This window comes from Anaerocolumna xylanovorans DSM 12503 (genome assembly GCF_900143645.1).
GTDB classification, from domain to species: domain Bacteria; phylum Bacillota; class Clostridia; order Lachnospirales; family Lachnospiraceae; genus Anaerocolumna; species Anaerocolumna xylanovorans.
Map to the genome: position 1 here is coordinate 1,103,130 of NZ_FRFD01000003.1, position 16,514 is coordinate 1,119,643.

A 16,514-nucleotide genomic window follows, 5' to 3' on the forward strand; every position below is an offset into this window, starting at 1 on the left:
CAATACACAATAATAACAAAGAAAGAGAGGTAATAATATGTCTACATGGTTAATTACTGGTTGTTCAAGCGGCCTCGGTCGCAATCTTGCTCAGGCTGTGTTGAAAAATGGGGATAATGCAGTCGTTACTGCCAGAGACCTTTCCACTGTCCAGGAAATTGTGGCTTCCTATCCCGATACAGCAATTGCTCTCCAACTGGATGTGACTGACCACATGCAGGTTGCGCAGGTGGTACAGCAGGCGGAGAATCGATTCGGCAGGATAGATGTTCTCATCAATAATGCGGGACATGGGTATCGTGCCGCTGTGGAAGAAGCGGATGAAGCCGAGGTGGATGAGCTTTTCGCTACCAATTTTTTCGGCCCTATCGCATTGATAAAAGCGGTGCTGCCAGGCATGAGAGCGAGACACGATGGTGTTATCGTGAACATTTCTTCCATTGCCGCCCGCACTACTGCACCGGGTTCCGGCTACTACTCGGCAACAAAATGTGCCCTTGAAGGGCTCTCAAGAGGTCTTCAGAAAGAAGTCAGCCCTCATGGAATTAGAGTTATCATAGTTGAACCTGGTGCATTCCGGACTGATTTCGCGGGTCGGTCCTTGCTGCAATCCCGGACTGCTTTGACGGATTATGCCGAGACCGCTGGACAGCGTCGAAAAGAAAATGACCATACCCACGGTAATCAGATTGGTGATCCGGCAAAGGGGGCACAGCTCATCATCAAAGCTGTCGAAGCTTCTGCTCCGCCTTCTTTGCTGTTATTGGGAAGCGACGCCGTCCAGGTGGTCAGCGGAGCGCTTGATGCGGATCGTGCCCAAGTGGAAGCTTGGAAAAATGAGAGTATTACAACGGATTTCCCGGCTTAAGTAAGGATTCCATAGTTTCAGCAGGAACAGGAGTGAAGCATTGGGAAGAAAAGGAGCTTATTATGAATTCAAAAAAATTGGTTGTTTATTATTCAATGGATGGAAATACAAAACAGGTTGCAGAAAAAATTCATAAAGCAACCGGAGCTGATATCGTAGAAATCGATACGGTAATTCCTTATACCGGTACAGATGAAGAGATTGTAAAGCAGGGAGAGGACGAGGTAAAAAGAAAATATATGCCGCAAATAAAGCCTTTGCAGGTAAATTTGGGGGATTATGATACCATCATAATCGGAACACCTACCTGGTGGTATACGATGTCTCCGGCAATACTTACCTTTATTACGTCCAATGATTTTGCAGGAAAAACAGTGATTCCGTTCCAGACACATGCCGGATGGCCGGGACATGGAATGAAAGATATAAAAGATGCATGTAAAGATGCGTCAGTAATGAATGAGAAAACGATAAAATTCAGTCCGCAGCAATTTGGCTTAATGGAGACATCAGAAAAGGAACTGAGTAAGTGGATTGAGACCCTGAAATAATTAAATTTTATATATAGCTCAGATCATTAATAATATAATCCCGCGTTAAAAGATCTGTCTTTAACAATAAGACGGCAATTTGCACAAAACAGAAAGAACTCATGCGCTGGTTCAAAGGCGCATGAGTTCTTTCTGTTTTGTGCAAATTGCCTGTGAATATATTGAAATAGGTCATTTATGAATCTTGACAATGATAAAGAACAAATGCGCACAAAGATAGTAGTAATATATTATTCTGTAGGTAACAATACGAAAAGAATAGCAGAGAAAATTCAAAAGGAAATAGGAGCCGATATTGCACGTATTGATACGGTAATACCATATAAAGTTCCTATGATAAGATTGTGAATCAGGAACAGGAAGAAGTAAATAGAAATTACAGCCTGAAATCAAGCCATTGTCAATTGATTTGGCTAACTACGAGACTGTTATAATAGGGACTCCAATATGGTGGTATACAATGGCACCGGCAGTACACACATTTTGATGTAAAATAAAATTACTCAGTTTGATGGCTTTAATATATATCTAAGAGAAGAAGGGATGCCTCTCCCAAATGACAAGCATTATGTGAAAATGTAATCCAATCAAAATAGTGAAAAGTGTAAAATAGTACAAAAGAAAGTATAAAAAAGTGAAAGAAACATATTAAAAAATCCTTATACTAGTAAGTGGATAGTACATCAAAATAAGACTACCACAGAGTACAGATCACCGATAAATAGAGATTAAATTACTCTGATTATGGAAGCAATGTTAGGTATACTTTTATTCTTTCGTAGTAGATGCGAAAAATTATTGAAGTCAGCAATTATATATGAATACGACTTGTCTTGTTATATAAGCAGTTTTCTATATTGCCTTTTGGGAGAACAGATATCAAATTTTAAAGCTGCAGTAATTTTACCATGCTTATAGAGCTGAAAATGATATTCTTTTTAAGTACCAAGATGGATATGGACACAGTCGGTTGCAGTATAACTTAACCATAAATATATTGTAGTAGATAGGAGTATTAAAAATGGAAGAGAAAAAAATGAATAACATTTTGGGTGATTTGTCCAACAGGGAAAAGTCGATAATTACTTGTGAATTATGGGGGAATATAAGCAATCCATTAGAACCATACGGTATTACCAAGATTAAATGTGGTGATAGTGCGAAACCTGTTGACTTTTGGTTGAAACAGGAAGAGTATAGAAATCCAGAAGATTATTACTGTATTACTTATCCATCATCGGCAGCGTTAGGTGCAGGATGGAATAAAGATAATTGCTATAAAGTAGGGCAGAATATTGGACGCTCAAGCAAGTTACATGGAGTAGACATCGTATGCCGCCCAGGTATGAATATTAAACGATCTCCCTTATGTGGACGTAATTTTGAATATTATTCCGAAGATCCAGTTGTGACAGGTGAACTAGCTGAAAGTTTTATTCGTGGTGTCCAAAGTCAAGGAACAGGGGCTTGCCCAAAGCATTTTTTGTGCAATAATCAGGAATTTGAGAGAATGACTACCAATGCAGTTGTAAGCGAACGAGCTTTGAGAGAAATATACATAAGAGGTTTTCAGATAGCAATAGAAAAGGGAAATCCATGGAGCATTATGACCTCTTATAATAAAGTGAATGGAGAATATGTCACGGTTAATAAGCATTTGATGAATATTTTAAGACATGATTTAAAGTTTGATGGCTATGTGTTATCTGATGGTGGTGCAGTACAGTCAGGTACAGCGGTAGCATCTCATCGTAATGGTATGGACATGGAGATGGGGTATTACCATCCAACAGAAGTGCAGAATGCTCTTGATTCAGGCGAGTTATCGCAGAATGCAATTAATGAGAATATTCGTCATATTATAAAAACATTTGAAAAGATACACTCTATGGAAGCAACAGGGATTGAAAATCAGGCGGATGAACATGTCCTTGCTAGAAAAATTGCTGCAGATTGTGCAGTATTATTAAAAAATAATGGAATACTTCCGTTGCTGAGACAGGAAAAAATTGCCGTCATTGGAAAATTGGCGAAAACCCCTAATTTTATGGGCGGAGGTTCCGGGTTTTCTAATGCATATAAGCTTGATAACACGTATGATGAAATTGCAAACATCTTGGGATATCAGCCGGAATATGCTGCCGCATATGATTTAGCTGAAAATCCGGATGAAGAAATGTCTTCAGACATGCATTTAATTAGTGAGGCAGTTGAAAAAGCAAAATTGGCAGATAAGGTTATTTTCTTTACAGGAATACCTTATGGATACGAGGTGGAAGGTATGGACAGAAAGGGCTTCTCGCTTCCCTCTAACCAGATAGAAGCAATGAACGCAGTCATAGATGCATCAGTTTCAGTTATTGTGGTTAATGTTAGCGGAGCCTCCGTAGAGATGACAGGATGCATTGAAGCATCAGCAATTTTGCATAGCTATCCAGCTGGAGAGAGTATGGGAGGAGCAATAGCAGATGTTCTGTTTGGCATAGCTGAGCCTGGAGGACGTCTTTCGGAGACTTTCCCAGTGAGAATTCAAGATACACCGGCATTTCTTAATTATGTGTCATATCCACAGGTCAGAGAAAATGTATTATATGGAGAAGATATATTTGTTGGATATCGTTGGTATGAAATGCGTGACATTAAGCCGATATTTCCATTTGGTTATGGTTTAAGTTATTCTGAATTTGAATATAGTAATGCAAGTATAAACAGGAGCGAGTTGACACCAGATAGCACAGTGACGTTGAGCTTATTTGTAAAAAATATAGGAACCCGCTCTGCTTCGCAGGTTATACAGGTGTATGTGGCACAGGAGAAGCCGAAAGTCTTGCGCCCGATTAAAGAACTAAAGGGATTTGAGAAGGTGTTCTTGAATCCAGGTGAAGAACAGGAAGTGTCTTTGACTTTAGACCGGAAAGCATTTGAGTACTTTAGTGAGGAACAGAACAGATGGATTGTAGAAAGTGGATCATATCACATACTTATAGCAATTAATAGTGAAGAGATAATTTCTTCGATGCAGATTGAAATAAAGTCTAAGGATAAAAGTCATTTGTTCCACTTTAATTCAGCTTGTGAACGACTGTTTAAAGAGGAAAGGATAAAAGAAGCTTGTTCATTCCTTCCAGAAGATAAACAGAGATTTTTTATACCAGATAAAAATAAAGATTTAATTTTAGCAAGTCCATTTGCTTACGCTGTGCCAATATATCATGCAATCGAAGATGATTCAATGATGATAGGGGATAAACGATTGACTAATCAGGAATTAAGTCAGGTGATTTCCAATTTGAATAATGTATAGGATTGAATTGTTTAATATATAAATTAAGTAGAAAATAATGGGCCATTATGGCAGAAAGAGAGTAAAATATGTCACAGCATTTATTTAGACACGGAAATGACACTGCAGTTGTAGTAACTGCAAAAGGAAGAGTAAGAGGGTATGAGTATGATGGCGTTTCTATTTTTAAAGGAATTCCATATGCCAATGCAAAACGGTTTCATGCACCGGAGCCCACTGACACATGGGAAGGAGTGTATGATGCTACAAATTATGGTTATGTCTGCCCTCTTATGAGCACGCCTATGATTTTTGGGGAGCTACAAAACCCACACAGATACTGGGTTCAAAATGAGAACTGCCAAAATTTGAATTTGTGGACTCCGTCATGTGACTCTCAAAAACGTCCGGTATTTATGTGGCTTCATGGTGGAGGATTTACGGAAGGATCTTCCGTTGAGCAGTTGGCATTTGAAGGAGAGAATCTAAGTAGATACGGAGAAGTTGTAGTGGTGTCCATAAATCATCGCGTAAATCTTTTGGGTTATTGCGATTTGTCTGACTTTGGTGATGAATATAAGAATTCAGCAAATGCAGGGACTGCTGACACAATAGCTGCACTGCATTGGATTCATGAGAATATTGAAAATTTTGGAGGAGATCCTCAGAATGTCACTATTTTTGGACAGTCAGGTGGTGGAGAAAAAGTTTCTGTTCTCTTGCAGACGCCGGCTGCAGATGGACTGTATCAGAAATGTGTTATCATGAGTGGCGTGCTAGATCCTAATCTTGAGGATACAAAAGGTAGTGGAAAAGAACTTGTTGAAGCTATGTTAAATGAATTGAAAACTGATGATATAAAGGTATTGGAAAAGATTACTTATCAGGAATTAATCGAAGTATATAATAAAGTAAGTCCAAGATTGAAAAAAGAGGGAAAATATATTGGTCTGGTTCCTAATCCCAATGAATTTTATGTAGGTATGCCAATTGAACATGGCTTTAGAAAAGAAACAGCTGATGTTCCAATGATGATAGGGACAGTATTTGGTGAAATGGTTACTGTAATTGATCCTGAAGCTTCTCAAAGATATAGACAGGAACGCATGCTTTCCAAAGAACAGCAGATAGAATGCATAGAAAAACTTATAGGTGAAAAGGGAATCAATGAGATGTTTGATGAGTTTGAAAAGGCTTATCCTGAGCGGCCAATTGCAGATATACATTTCATTGACATGGTATTCCGTTTACCTACTAAAAAATATATTGATATGCGGAGTGTATTAAATAGCTGTACATATTCGTATATGTTCAATCAGGATTTGCCATTGAATGGGAACACTGCACCATGGCATTGTGCTGAAATACCTTTTATGTTTCATAATACAGAGTTGGTTCCAGTTACACAAATACCGGAAGTAACACAAAAATTGGAGACACAAATGGTTGAAAGTCTTATTGCATTTGCAAAAACTGGTACTCCTTCGAACGTGAGTATCCCGGAATGGCCGGCAAGTACTTCAGAAGAAGAGAAAACTATGATATTTGATGCAAATACGAGATTGATCTGCAACAATGATAAAAAATTGTTACAGCTATTGAAAAAATATTTTGGACCGGTATACGGACGTGAATTGCAAAATAGTATGGAGTTCTTGTTTGGAGATAAATGGATGAAAATGTGGCAGTAGTGCTAGAAATAGTATGCATATCAATCTGGTACTTATAATAGCTTGAGATGTCTGAAAAAAGAGTTGTAATAGTACTATATACATTTATTCAAATGAAAGAAGGATTTGTGGATTAAGTTATTTTACTGTAAAAGGTTAATACTAATGATGCTGTATAAAATGAATATAGAACAAAATGAGGCATAGATGAATTAAGCTATGCTCTATTTTGATTATGGACTTTACTTTGGTTGAGTATGCATAAAAAACGTCTGAAATCAAAAAAATATTCATTATACTTAACAACATAAACTTAAAAATTCAATAAATATTTGGACATTTAATACAAAATTATGTATCATATTGTTATAATAAAATAACGAGACGGATATGAATGACTAATGATTGGCGCCGTAACTTTTGGTATCAATAAGTATATTAAAGTGAGTTGGGGTAGGAATGAAAAAACATACACAAATAAAATTAAGTAAAAGTATCATTGTCGTAGTTGTTGTATTGGTGATTGCTGGTATTCTGCAAGCTTTATGGGGAAGCTATATTATTAAATTCTACAATAAGCAAAATAAAAAAATAGAGAATGATATTACTTCAACCTTTTTAGCCAATAAGGATATATCATTTTCATACTTATATCAAGAAATGCAGCAATTAGTTTATGGTAGTGATATTCTTGATCGTGTAAAGCAAGCTAATAATTTACCAGATGATGCACAAAGCACAGTGTTCTCACGCAACAATTCTGTTATTGCCACAAAGGAGCTATTTCAACAAATGGTTACTTTATACGGAGATTCCATGAACTTTTTTTATTATGACCCTAGTTATAATAAAATCGTGGAATACGGTAGAATGAAAATAGGAGACAGAACACATTTTATTAGCTGCATACAAAATGATATGAAAGAAGGAAAAATAAGATTTTCTCGTGGCGGTAAATGGTATCTTTATGATAAAAAATATTTATGTATGATTACCAGAGGTAAAAAAGGATATATTGGTTGTTTTATGAAGAATGATGATTTTATAAATGAAATTATGCAGATTTTTTCTAAAACTGGTGTAACGGTTACACTTTATGATTTTGAGGAGCAAATTGTATATGCTCAGGAAAGAACATCAAAAGGGGAAATGAAAGGGATAGCCATTGACACCATTGATTTGGAAAATACTAAATGGCACAGTATGACTTATGCGGATTTTAAAATAGCAGTGCAAATACCAATGTTCAGTCTTGCAAGTCCTTTATGGTTACAATTTGTTTTTACAATTGTTTTTGTTATATATTTGATTAGTGTTGTGTTTGTAATTCAATATACTCGCAAAAATATTTTAGGGCAGGCAAAATATTTTTATAATAATTTGATGATGTTTTCTGATAAAGTTAAATTTCAGGAAGAAAATGGTATTGTGGAGTTTTCAGAGGCAGGAAAAGTATTGAATAAATTAGCAGATGAAATCAATAAATTGAAAATTAACGTATACGAGGAACAATTGGAAAAGAAAAAAGTCGAATTGGATTATGCTCAATTACAAGTTCGTCCACATTTTTATATAAATTGTCTAAATGTAATTAATAGCCTTGCTCAGATGGGAGAAAACGAGCAGATACAAAAAATTTCCTTGCATGTATCCAAGTATTTGCGGTTTATTTTTAATAAGAGCATGGAACTGCTGCCTATAGCAGAGGAACTGTATTTTGTAAAGAATTATCTAAATGTAATAGATAGTGTTAATGGTGTGGAGTGTCAATTAAATATTGATTTAGAAGATGGATTGGAACAATTTCCAGTGCCACCATTGATTATACAGACTTTTGTTGAAAATTCTGTAAAGCATGGGATGAATATAGAGGAGGTATTCTCTGTTTCTATTGTGGTAAAAAAGCAGGAGGCATATGTTGAAATTACAATTACTGATTCTGGCAAAGGAATTGACTCAGAGATCAGAGAATTGTGGAATAAGGGAATCTATGAGAATGGAGATAAATGTTATCATGTAGGAATTCGTAATGCTGCAAAAAGAATGCAAATGTTGTATGGAGCAAAAGCAAGTATATTTTTTGACATCTTGTCTCAAGGAGGAAGTAAGACGGTTATTCGACTTCCTTACAATGAAATAGAATATGGTGGGGAGGATGAACTATAATGAAAATATTACTGGTTGATGATAATATATATATTCTGAATAGTTTACAGAATGGGATTGATTACAACAGCTTAGGGTTTTTGGAGGTATTAGTGGCAAGAAGTTTAGAGAGAGCAATTGAAATCTTAGAAAAAAATGAGATTCAAGCTGTTGTTACGGATATTGAAATGCCCAATGGAACGGGGTTGGAGTTACTTGAATGGATAAATGCAAATAAGCCGAGTATTGTTACTGTTTTTTGTACCAGCTATGCAGACTTTAGCTATGCAAAAAAAGCTTTAGAGTTGCATAGCTTTGACTATTATTTAAAACCAATTAAATTTGATGATTTATATAAAATACTAAAAAGGGTAGTTGAAGAAGTTCATCATAGAGAAAAAGAGAATAATCAAAAAAAAATGGGAAATTATTGGCTTGATAATCAAGCTGAGAACAAAAACTACTTTTGGTTAGAAGTATTGGTACGAAATTATGGGTACGCAGAGGATGAATGGGAAGAACTTGCGTCAACCAGACATTTAGAATATCACAATGATAATTCTTATATGATTGGTATTTTATTGTTATATATAGAAAAAGATGAGATGCGCTATAGCAATAAACAATTTATAACGGATAATATATTAAGAGAACAGTTATCAAGGAATTATCTGCAGTTAGAAGCATTCGTCGGTGAGAATAACAATACCTGGCTAATTGTGGTATCCGAACAACTTGAAAAAGATAATGAAGTGATTCAAGGCATAATGAATCAAATTATGGAGGAAATTCAAAGTAGTTTTAAATGTAAAATGGGATTTATATATAGTAGAGATATCCTGCTTAAAGATTGTAGGGACGCTTACCTTGATTTAGAGCAGGCTGTTAAAGTGTATCAACAAAAAAACAAAAAAATCCCATTATGCACGGGATATGAGATACAGGAGGCTCTTGGAACCAGTGAAGCTAGTGAGAAAGCACTTGATGATTTAAAAAGTTATCTAGAAGCACATTATAATGAAAAAATAAGTCAGGAGCAGATAGCAAGAGAAATATATTATAATCTTGCATATATATCAAAGCTATTTAAACGTAGGTTAGGAATGCCAATAGGAAATTATATTTTGGAATACAGAATAGAAATGGCAAAGAAGATGTTATTCATGAACAGATTAAGCGTTACAGAGATTGCAATGGAAGTAGGCTACGACAATTTTGCATACTTTTCACGTCTTTTTAAAAAAAAGACAGGTTATACACCAAGAGAATATAGGAAAATGATGAAAAGTGCAAAATAGTACAAATGAAAATACAAAAAAGTGAAAGAAACAAATACAGAAATCCTTATACTTATAAGTGTAAGGATTTTTAGTTTATATACTCATATAACGAAAACAAAATCTAAAAGTGGAGGAAGAATTTATGAAAAGAAAAATGGCTTTATTGTTAGTATTGGGAATGTTAGTTTTCTGTTTTACTGGTTGCGGAAACAGTAATGATACTAGCAACTCTTCACCAAGTAATGCTGCAAAGGCGACAGGTACTGAAGAAAAACCATATGAAGCAACAGTTATGTATTGGGCTTCTAATGATCCAAGAGATGTACAGCATGTTGAGGATTCACTTAACGAATTATCTATACCCGATATCAATGTAAAAATTCATTTGCAGCCAGTTACACTTGGCACATATATGCAGCAAATTCAGATGGTTTTATCATCAGACGATGCATTGGATATTTTCCCTATATTTGGATCAAATGCGGGTTCTTATATTGACGCAGGATATGTGGTAAATATAGCCCCATTTCTTGATAGTGCTGGAAGTGATTTAACGGATATTATTGGTAAAGAAGATATAAAATGCTGTAGTATTGGAGATTTTTTGTGGGGTGTTCCAACCATGCATGAAAGAAGTAATCCAATCGGTTATGTTGTTAGAACTGATTTATTGAAGGAAGCAGGATTTACGGCAGATGATGTTAAAACTATGGCGGATATGACTAAAGTATATGCAAAAGTGAAAGAACTACATCCTGATATGATTCTTTACAGTGGAATCAACAATTTGACACAACCATTATTACAGAGTACATTTGACCCGTTAGGTGGTGGAAACTTTGGGGTATTGCTAAATTATGGTCAGAATACTACTGTTTCGAACTGGTATGAGTCTGATGAATTTGTATCATGGGTGCAATTAATGTATGATTGGAATCAGCGTGGATATGTTTCTAAAGATCTTGCAGTAAGTGCCGATTCAGGTGAATCACTGATAAAAGCTGGAAATCTTTTTTCTTTCACCAGTTATGTTAAGCCCAATTCAAAGCAGGAAAAAGATGCAGCAACTGGATATGATACTACTATTTTACAGGTGACAGAACCGGCTTGCTATACTGCAACAACAAATGCAGGTGCTTATGGTATTCCTGCAAATGCCAAAGATCCTGAAAAAGCGGTAAAGCTTTTGAACTGGCTTTATAAAACCAAAGAAGCAAATGATTTACTGAATTGGGGTGTAAAGGGAGTTGATTACGAAGTCAAAGGCGATGGAACAATTGGATTCCCAGAAGGTGTATCAACAGAAAACGTAGAATATCATCAGGACTATGGGTGGGCAATGTTTAATCAGTATAATAGTTATGTATGGGAAGGCAACGATGTAGATATATGGGATAAATATAAGGAAGTAAGAGACAAAGCAATTGTATCAAAAGCATATGGATTTACATTTAATACAGAGCCAGTTCTAAATGAACTAGCTGCATTGACTGCAGTTACAGATGAGTATTTATCAACAATTGCGGCAGGCGATGTAGACTCCAAAACAGGTTTAAAAGAGTTGAATAGTGCTCTATATGCAGCAGGGCTCCAGAAGGTTATGGATGAGAAACAATCACAACTTGATGCATGGCTTGCAAAAAAATAAAGGAGAATATGACATGAGAAAGCAGAAAGGGAAAGTCAGCCTAAAACAGATTAAAAAGTTTCTGCCGCTGTATATTATGATTCTGCCAAGTATTGTTTACATGTTTATTAATAATTATATCCCAATGACAGGCATCATTATTGCATTTAAAAAATATAACAAACAAAAAGGAATCTATTTTAGCGATTGGTGTGGGTTGGATAATTTTAATTATTTATTTCAGAATGATGCGGCAATCATAATAAGAAATACTTTCCTATATAATGTTATATTTATAATTTTGGGAACTATTGTCGGTGTGACTTTAGCCATATTAATTACTAATGTGGCGTCTAAAAAGGCAAGAAAGATATATCAAAGTGCGATTATGTTGCCTTTTTTGATTTCGATTGTCATTGTAAGCTATATTGTGTTCGGTTTCTTGAGTGCAGAAAACGGATTGATAAACAATATGATTTTGGCTCCACTAGGAAAGAATCCAATCAAGTGGTATTCTACACCAAAATACTGGCCATTTATTTTGACGTTTGTTAATTTGTGGAAAGGGTGTGGATATGGAACACTGATATATATTGCGGGGATTGCAGGTATTGATTCAAGCTTTTTTGAAGCAGCAAGGTTGGATGGAGCAAGTAGATGGCAACAGATAAAAAAAATCACATTACCTTGTTTAGTCCCATCTATTATTACTTTGACCGTCATGAGCGTAGGACGTATCTTTAACTCTGATTTTGGACTGTTTTATCAGGTACCGCAAAATTCAGGTGCATTATACAGTGTAACCAACACAATTGATACTTATGTATACCGTGCTTTGATGTCTACTAGTGGACTAGGTCGTTCTGCAGCAGCAGGATTTTTCCAGTCTGTAGTAGGATTTTCATTGGTTATGGTAGTTAACGGACTAGTAAGAAAATTCAATAAAGAAAATGCAATTTTTTAGAAGGAGTAGATAATATTATGATAAAATCAAAATCATATATTCGGCATCAAATTTTATCAAATACCGTTTTATTTGTAGTAACACTGATTATGGTACTACCTTTGGTAATGTTGTTTATGTCATCTATCTCCTCTGAGAGAACATTACTGCTGAATGGATATTCGTTTATACCAAAAGAATTTAGTTTAGATGCATATCGCTATATTCTGTCAAATAAAGAAACAATTTTCAGGGCATATGGAATGACTATTCTTGTGACAGTGATCGGTACAGGTATTAATATGTTTCTTTCTGCCTCAACAGGATATGTGTTATCGGTTAAAAAACTTCCATTTAGAAATGTCATAAGTTTTTATGTGTTTTTTACCATGATATTTAGTGGCGGTTTAGTTCCAACCTATTTAATGTGGACAACAATTTTTCATATTAAAAACACGATTCTGGCATTAATAGTTCCTAACTTTCTATTAAGTGCAATGAACGTTATCCTGATTCGAACCTATTATTCGACCAGTATACCGGAAGAAATTTATGAGTCAGCCAAGATAGATGGTGCATCCTACTATAAACTATTTACCAGCATGGTATTGCCTATGGGTAAACCAATTCTTGTAACAGTTGGACTATTTACTGGCTTGACCTATTGGAATGATTGGACAAATGGTTTATACTATGTAAATGAATCAAAATTATATACGGTTCAGATATTATTGAATAAGATGATTCAAGATTTACAAGCTTTACAGACCAATGCTTCTACTGCTAGCAGTAGTGCAGCAATGCAAATTCCAACAGTCAGTGTGCGTATGGCAATTGCCTTTGTCGCATTGTTCCCTATTCTTGTGTTATATCCATTTTTGCAGAAATATTTTACAGAAGGTGTTACGTTAGGAGCAGTAAAAGGGTAAGGAAGGCAACACTGACAAAATAACGCATGAGTCATTGAATCAGATAATTGTAACATTAAATGCATAGATTGCATCAGAGTAATTTTGTGATATTATTTATAGTGAAGGGGTATATTCATATTCCTAAAGAATATGCACAAGCATACTGGTTTTTAATTCCAATCATAGTTCACAAGGACTTGAAAACAATTTTCTATTATGAAAAATTTTAAAAAGATTGAAAATTGTGAAATACCTGCACAATACATAAGTTCACGAATAATAAAGGACCTTAAGGGTTCTGTTTATAGTTCATGAAAAGGCAGAAACTAAATTAAAAAGTGTCTGCCTTTTTTTGAGTTACTATCTAATTCCATATTTACCGGCGTCTGTATTTAGAAAAAACCGGAGTAAATCTTGTATATTATGTTTTCTTAAAACCTGCTGTAACCTAAGCAAAAAAGCCGGAACAACAGCTACTTATGATCAAATGAACAAATGGTTCAGTTTACAAAAAATTATAATTGTATCAGCCAGATACTGGAACATGGTACAATGCCAGGGGATATATGAGTATAAAGAAGGCTTATTTAATATGCATTTACTTGTTAAAAACATGGCATTTTTCTTAAGATGCAAACAGGCAGGACTCCAGGATAATCTGGAACTGCCGGAAAGAGAGCCTCTGTGTTTACTAACTTTATTAGATGACATCATGGAGTGAAGCGTTGAAAATTCTTACTGTCTCTTTAAAAATTATGGAATTTGTCTGTAATGACTCAGACACATAAGCATAAATTTGCGAAAATTTTGTACAAAATTGATTTGAAACTCCGGCAAACCGGCAAGCTCCATCGCTTTTCTAACAAGCGGGCTGACATGACAACTGTTATTTAATCCACAGGCGTGGAAAAGTAGTGTCCAATAAAGAGAAATGACATCATCGTTTGATACACTATGACAATGCTTAGATAAAATTTGTATGATTGAATCAAAGCCAGAGAGAACAATTTTTTTAAATTCAGCTAATCGTTCTACTGTAACATTGGTTTCAATAATGGTGGCAAGAATCGAATAATATCGTAAGTAATCATGATTTTTATCCAGAATGCTTGTCCATAAATCTGTAAATTCTTCGTCCGTTAAACCATCTTTATCTATAAAAGTTGATTCAATATCAAAAAAATAGTTATTCTGCTTTTCCAAATACAATTCTAAGAATATTTCTTCCTTTGTTGTCACATATTTATATAAGTTACCACGGGACCAACCTAATGCTTCTGCTATTGTGGTTAATGTAATTTCTTGATAAGTACGGTCATGAAAAAGGTAGTCTGTTGTTTTCATGATTTCATTCATGCGTCGCCTTTTTTGCTCGATGCTGCGGGCTCTGATAAATTCGGTCATATCTTTTTCCTCCGGTTTTGCGATGTTTTTAGTATATCATAAAAAAACTCGCTTGACAAGAAACGAAACGTCACTTATAATATAAAGTATAAGAAACATTTCGTCACTTAAAATACAATTTGGAGGTAAAGCAATGGAATTTACTACACTTAACAATGGTATTAAAATGCCAATGGAAGGATTTGGAGTATTCCAGGTACCAGATCCGGCACAATGCGAGCAATCAGTTGTTAATGCAATTCAGGCAGGCTATAGACTGATAGATACGGCAGCTGCCTATTTTAATGAAGAATCAGTAGGGGCAGCGATTAAAAAATGCGGCGTTCCAAGAGAAGAACTTTTCATTACAACAAAGTTATGGGTGCAGGATGCCGGATACGAAGAAGCAAAAAAAGCATTTCAGACTTCTCTTGATAAGCTTGGGCTTGATTATCTTGATTTATATCTGATTCATCAGCCGTTAGGTGATTACTATGGTGCATGGCGTGCAATGGAAGAACTGTATAAAGAAGGAAAAGTAAAGGCTATTGGTGTATGTAATTTCTATCCGGAGCGTTTAACAGATTTATGTTTAACTGCAAAGGTAACACCGGCAGTCAATCAGGTAGAACTTCATCCATTTTTCCAGCAGGAGAATGCCCTGGCAACTATGAAAGAGTTTGGTGTCCAGCCTGAAGCCTGGGGACCCCTCGCAGAAGGAAAGCACGGTATTTTCACAGATCCTATGCTTACGGAAATTGCCGGGAAATATGGAAAATCAGTTGCGCAGGTAGTTCTGCGTTGGAATACACAGAGAGGGGTAGTGATTATTCCTAAGTCGATACATCAGAATCGTATTGTAGAAAATCTTGACATCTGGGATTTTGAATTATCAAAGGAAGATATGGACAAGATTTCCAGGATGGATTTGGGACATAGTGAAATTGTAGACCATAGCAGTCCTGAATTTGTGAAATACCTGCACAGCGCAAAAGTTCACAATTAAATATGCTTGCTATGTAGAAGTAATGCTTAAAAATTATAATTTGCAGATTGGAGAAGGCAATAATGAATAAGGTTGTAGAAGTATCGAATAAAATATGGGATGCTTTTAATAAGGTTGATGTTGATGTATTAGTTGACCTGGTGCATAAAGAAGCAATGTTTGTTCATATGGGGGTTACCTTATCCCGTGATGATGAAATTAATGTTATCAAAGAAGGAAAAATTATTTATAAAGAAATTGAATTTCAAGAAAAAACAGTGAAAGAATTGGATTCAATTGTGATACTCTTAAATAAACTTAAACTTACTGCTATTGTTGGCGGAAATGAAGTTATTAACCCTTTTGTAGTAACGGAAGTATATACAAAAAATGGTGAAGACCTTAAATTAGCTTCATTGTCATATACAAAAATTGTTTATTAGTATATTGAATGCAGAAAGAATACTCTGAATTTAATTTTCCAATTGTACTTCAAGAGCTGGGGGTTGGTTTTAGGCTTCCAGCTTTTAATTATTCTGCATAACAACTAAGATCTTTGAGGCATCTGCAAAGGAAACAAAGATTTATGTTTGACTGAACTTAAGAAGACCCAAATCAATAAATATCTTTCATAGAAATCTACCTTTTTCTTCACAGAATTCTCACATTTTCCCATTAATTTAAAGTTAATGAATTAGGATTATGCATCCAGCAAAAAATTATTAAAACAGAATAATAAGAATGGAGAGTGTGATATGAAGTTGAATAGGGTTATTGGTTTAGTTTTAAGTCTTATGATGATATTTTCACTCGTAGCATGTGGAAATTCTCAGACTAGCAATAAGAAAGCCGATACAGAAATGAAAAG

The 16,514-nt window shown here is 35.2% G+C and carries 15 protein-coding genes; 14 read left to right on the top strand and 1 reads right to left on the bottom strand.

Annotated features, from left to right (window positions below; genetic code table 11):
- The first annotated feature begins 37 nt into the window (after positions 1-37).
- From BUF11_RS04640 to BUF11_RS24920, 12 genes are all read left to right on the top strand, one after another.
- The gene (locus BUF11_RS04640) at positions 38-868 is read left to right on the top strand and encodes an oxidoreductase (RefSeq protein ID WP_073587576.1); all 831 of its coding nucleotides are present in this window, start codon (positions 38-40) and stop codon (positions 866-868) included.
- A 62-nt stretch (positions 869-930) separates the two neighbouring features.
- On the top strand, positions 931-1,419 hold the full coding sequence (locus BUF11_RS04645) for a flavodoxin (protein WP_073587938.1): 489 nt from the start codon (positions 931-933) through the stop codon (positions 1,417-1,419).
- Between the two features lie 177 nt (positions 1,420-1,596).
- Positions 1,597-1,767 carry a flavodoxin family protein gene (locus tag BUF11_RS23975; protein WP_139243270.1) on the top strand — a complete coding sequence of 57 codons (171 nt, stop codon included), beginning with the start codon at positions 1,597-1,599 and terminating at the stop codon, positions 1,765-1,767.
- A 61-nt stretch (positions 1,768-1,828) separates the two neighbouring features.
- Positions 1,829-1,906: a hypothetical protein gene (locus BUF11_RS25180; protein ID WP_408606868.1), complete on the top strand. Its 78-nt coding sequence runs from the start codon at positions 1,829-1,831 to the stop codon at positions 1,904-1,906.
- A gap of 534 nt (positions 1,907-2,440) precedes the next feature.
- Entirely contained in the window at positions 2,441-4,723 is a 2,283-nt protein-coding gene (locus BUF11_RS04655) for a beta-glucosidase (protein ID WP_073587578.1), read from the top strand.
- Between the two features lie 68 nt (positions 4,724-4,791).
- A complete protein-coding gene (locus BUF11_RS04660; RefSeq protein WP_073587579.1) occupies positions 4,792-6,393 on the top strand; it encodes a carboxylesterase/lipase family protein in 1,602 nt (533 codons plus the stop codon).
- 438 nt (positions 6,394-6,831) lie between these two features.
- Complete coding sequence (locus BUF11_RS04665; RefSeq protein ID WP_073587580.1) at positions 6,832-8,538, top strand: sensor histidine kinase; 1,707 nt, start codon at positions 6,832-6,834, stop codon at positions 8,536-8,538.
- Positions 8,538-9,815, top strand: a complete 1,278-nt coding sequence (locus BUF11_RS04670) for a response regulator transcription factor (RefSeq protein WP_073587581.1) — start codon at positions 8,538-8,540, stop codon at positions 9,813-9,815. The genes BUF11_RS04665 and BUF11_RS04670 overlap by 1 nt, the downstream gene beginning before the upstream one ends.
- Positions 9,816-9,939: 124 nt before the next feature.
- On the top strand, positions 9,940-11,445 hold the full coding sequence (locus BUF11_RS04675; RefSeq protein ID WP_073587582.1) for an ABC transporter substrate-binding protein: 1,506 nt from the start codon (positions 9,940-9,942) through the stop codon (positions 11,443-11,445).
- 13 nt (positions 11,446-11,458) lie between these two features.
- Positions 11,459-12,388 carry an ABC transporter permease gene (locus BUF11_RS04680; protein WP_073587939.1) on the top strand — a complete coding sequence of 310 codons (930 nt, stop codon included), beginning with the start codon at positions 11,459-11,461 and terminating at the stop codon, positions 12,386-12,388.
- Positions 12,389-12,405: 17 nt separating this feature from the next.
- Positions 12,406-13,296 (top strand): carbohydrate ABC transporter permease, encoded by an 891-nt coding sequence (locus BUF11_RS04685; protein WP_073587583.1) that lies wholly within the window; start codon positions 12,406-12,408, stop codon positions 13,294-13,296.
- A gap of 574 nt (positions 13,297-13,870) precedes the next feature.
- Positions 13,871-13,999 (top strand): hypothetical protein, encoded by a 129-nt coding sequence (locus BUF11_RS24920; RefSeq protein ID WP_278277130.1) that lies wholly within the window; start codon positions 13,871-13,873, stop codon positions 13,997-13,999.
- Between the two features lie 32 nt (positions 14,000-14,031).
- Here BUF11_RS24920 and BUF11_RS04695 read toward each other — a convergent pair whose 3' ends face one another.
- Positions 14,032-14,682 carry a TetR/AcrR family transcriptional regulator gene (locus tag BUF11_RS04695; protein WP_073587585.1) on the bottom strand — a complete coding sequence of 217 codons (651 nt, stop codon included), beginning with the start codon at positions 14,680-14,682 and terminating at the stop codon, positions 14,032-14,034.
- A 133-nt stretch (positions 14,683-14,815) separates the two neighbouring features.
- Here BUF11_RS04695 and BUF11_RS04700 point away from each other — a divergent pair, with 133 nt between their 5' ends.
- The gene (locus BUF11_RS04700; protein WP_073587586.1) at positions 14,816-15,667 is read left to right on the top strand and encodes an aldo/keto reductase; all 852 of its coding nucleotides are present in this window, start codon (positions 14,816-14,818) and stop codon (positions 15,665-15,667) included.
- 62 nt (positions 15,668-15,729) lie between these two features.
- Positions 15,730-16,089 (top strand): nuclear transport factor 2 family protein, encoded by a 360-nt coding sequence (locus tag BUF11_RS04705; protein ID WP_073587587.1) that lies wholly within the window; start codon positions 15,730-15,732, stop codon positions 16,087-16,089.
- Positions 16,090-16,514 lie beyond the last annotated feature (425 nt).

Coding starts and splice junctions, on each gene's coding strand:
- BUF11_RS04700 (WP_073587586.1), top strand. CDS start 14,816: ATGGAATTTACTACACTTAACAATGGTATTAAAATGCCAATGGAAGGA.
- BUF11_RS24920 (WP_278277130.1), top strand. CDS start 13,871: ATGCATTTACTTGTTAAAAACATGGCATTTTTCTTAAGATGCAAACAG.
- BUF11_RS04645 (WP_073587938.1), top strand. CDS start 931: ATGAATTCAAAAAAATTGGTTGTTTATTATTCAATGGATGGAAATACA.
- BUF11_RS23975 (WP_139243270.1), top strand. CDS start 1,597: ATGAATCTTGACAATGATAAAGAACAAATGCGCACAAAGATAGTAGTA.
- BUF11_RS04640 (WP_073587576.1), top strand. CDS start 38: ATGTCTACATGGTTAATTACTGGTTGTTCAAGCGGCCTCGGTCGCAAT.
- BUF11_RS04680 (WP_073587939.1), top strand. CDS start 11,459: ATGAGAAAGCAGAAAGGGAAAGTCAGCCTAAAACAGATTAAAAAGTTT.
- BUF11_RS04665 (WP_073587580.1), top strand. CDS start 6,832: ATGAAAAAACATACACAAATAAAATTAAGTAAAAGTATCATTGTCGTA.
- BUF11_RS04705 (WP_073587587.1), top strand. CDS start 15,730: ATGAATAAGGTTGTAGAAGTATCGAATAAAATATGGGATGCTTTTAAT.
- BUF11_RS04695 (WP_073587585.1), bottom strand. CDS start 14,682: ATGACCGAATTTATCAGAGCCCGCAGCATCGAGCAAAAAAGGCGACGC.
- BUF11_RS04685 (WP_073587583.1), top strand. CDS start 12,406: ATGATAAAATCAAAATCATATATTCGGCATCAAATTTTATCAAATACC.
- BUF11_RS04655 (WP_073587578.1), top strand. CDS start 2,441: ATGGAAGAGAAAAAAATGAATAACATTTTGGGTGATTTGTCCAACAGG.
- BUF11_RS04670 (WP_073587581.1), top strand. CDS start 8,538: ATGAAAATATTACTGGTTGATGATAATATATATATTCTGAATAGTTTA.
- BUF11_RS04675 (WP_073587582.1), top strand. CDS start 9,940: ATGAAAAGAAAAATGGCTTTATTGTTAGTATTGGGAATGTTAGTTTTC.
- BUF11_RS04660 (WP_073587579.1), top strand. CDS start 4,792: ATGTCACAGCATTTATTTAGACACGGAAATGACACTGCAGTTGTAGTA.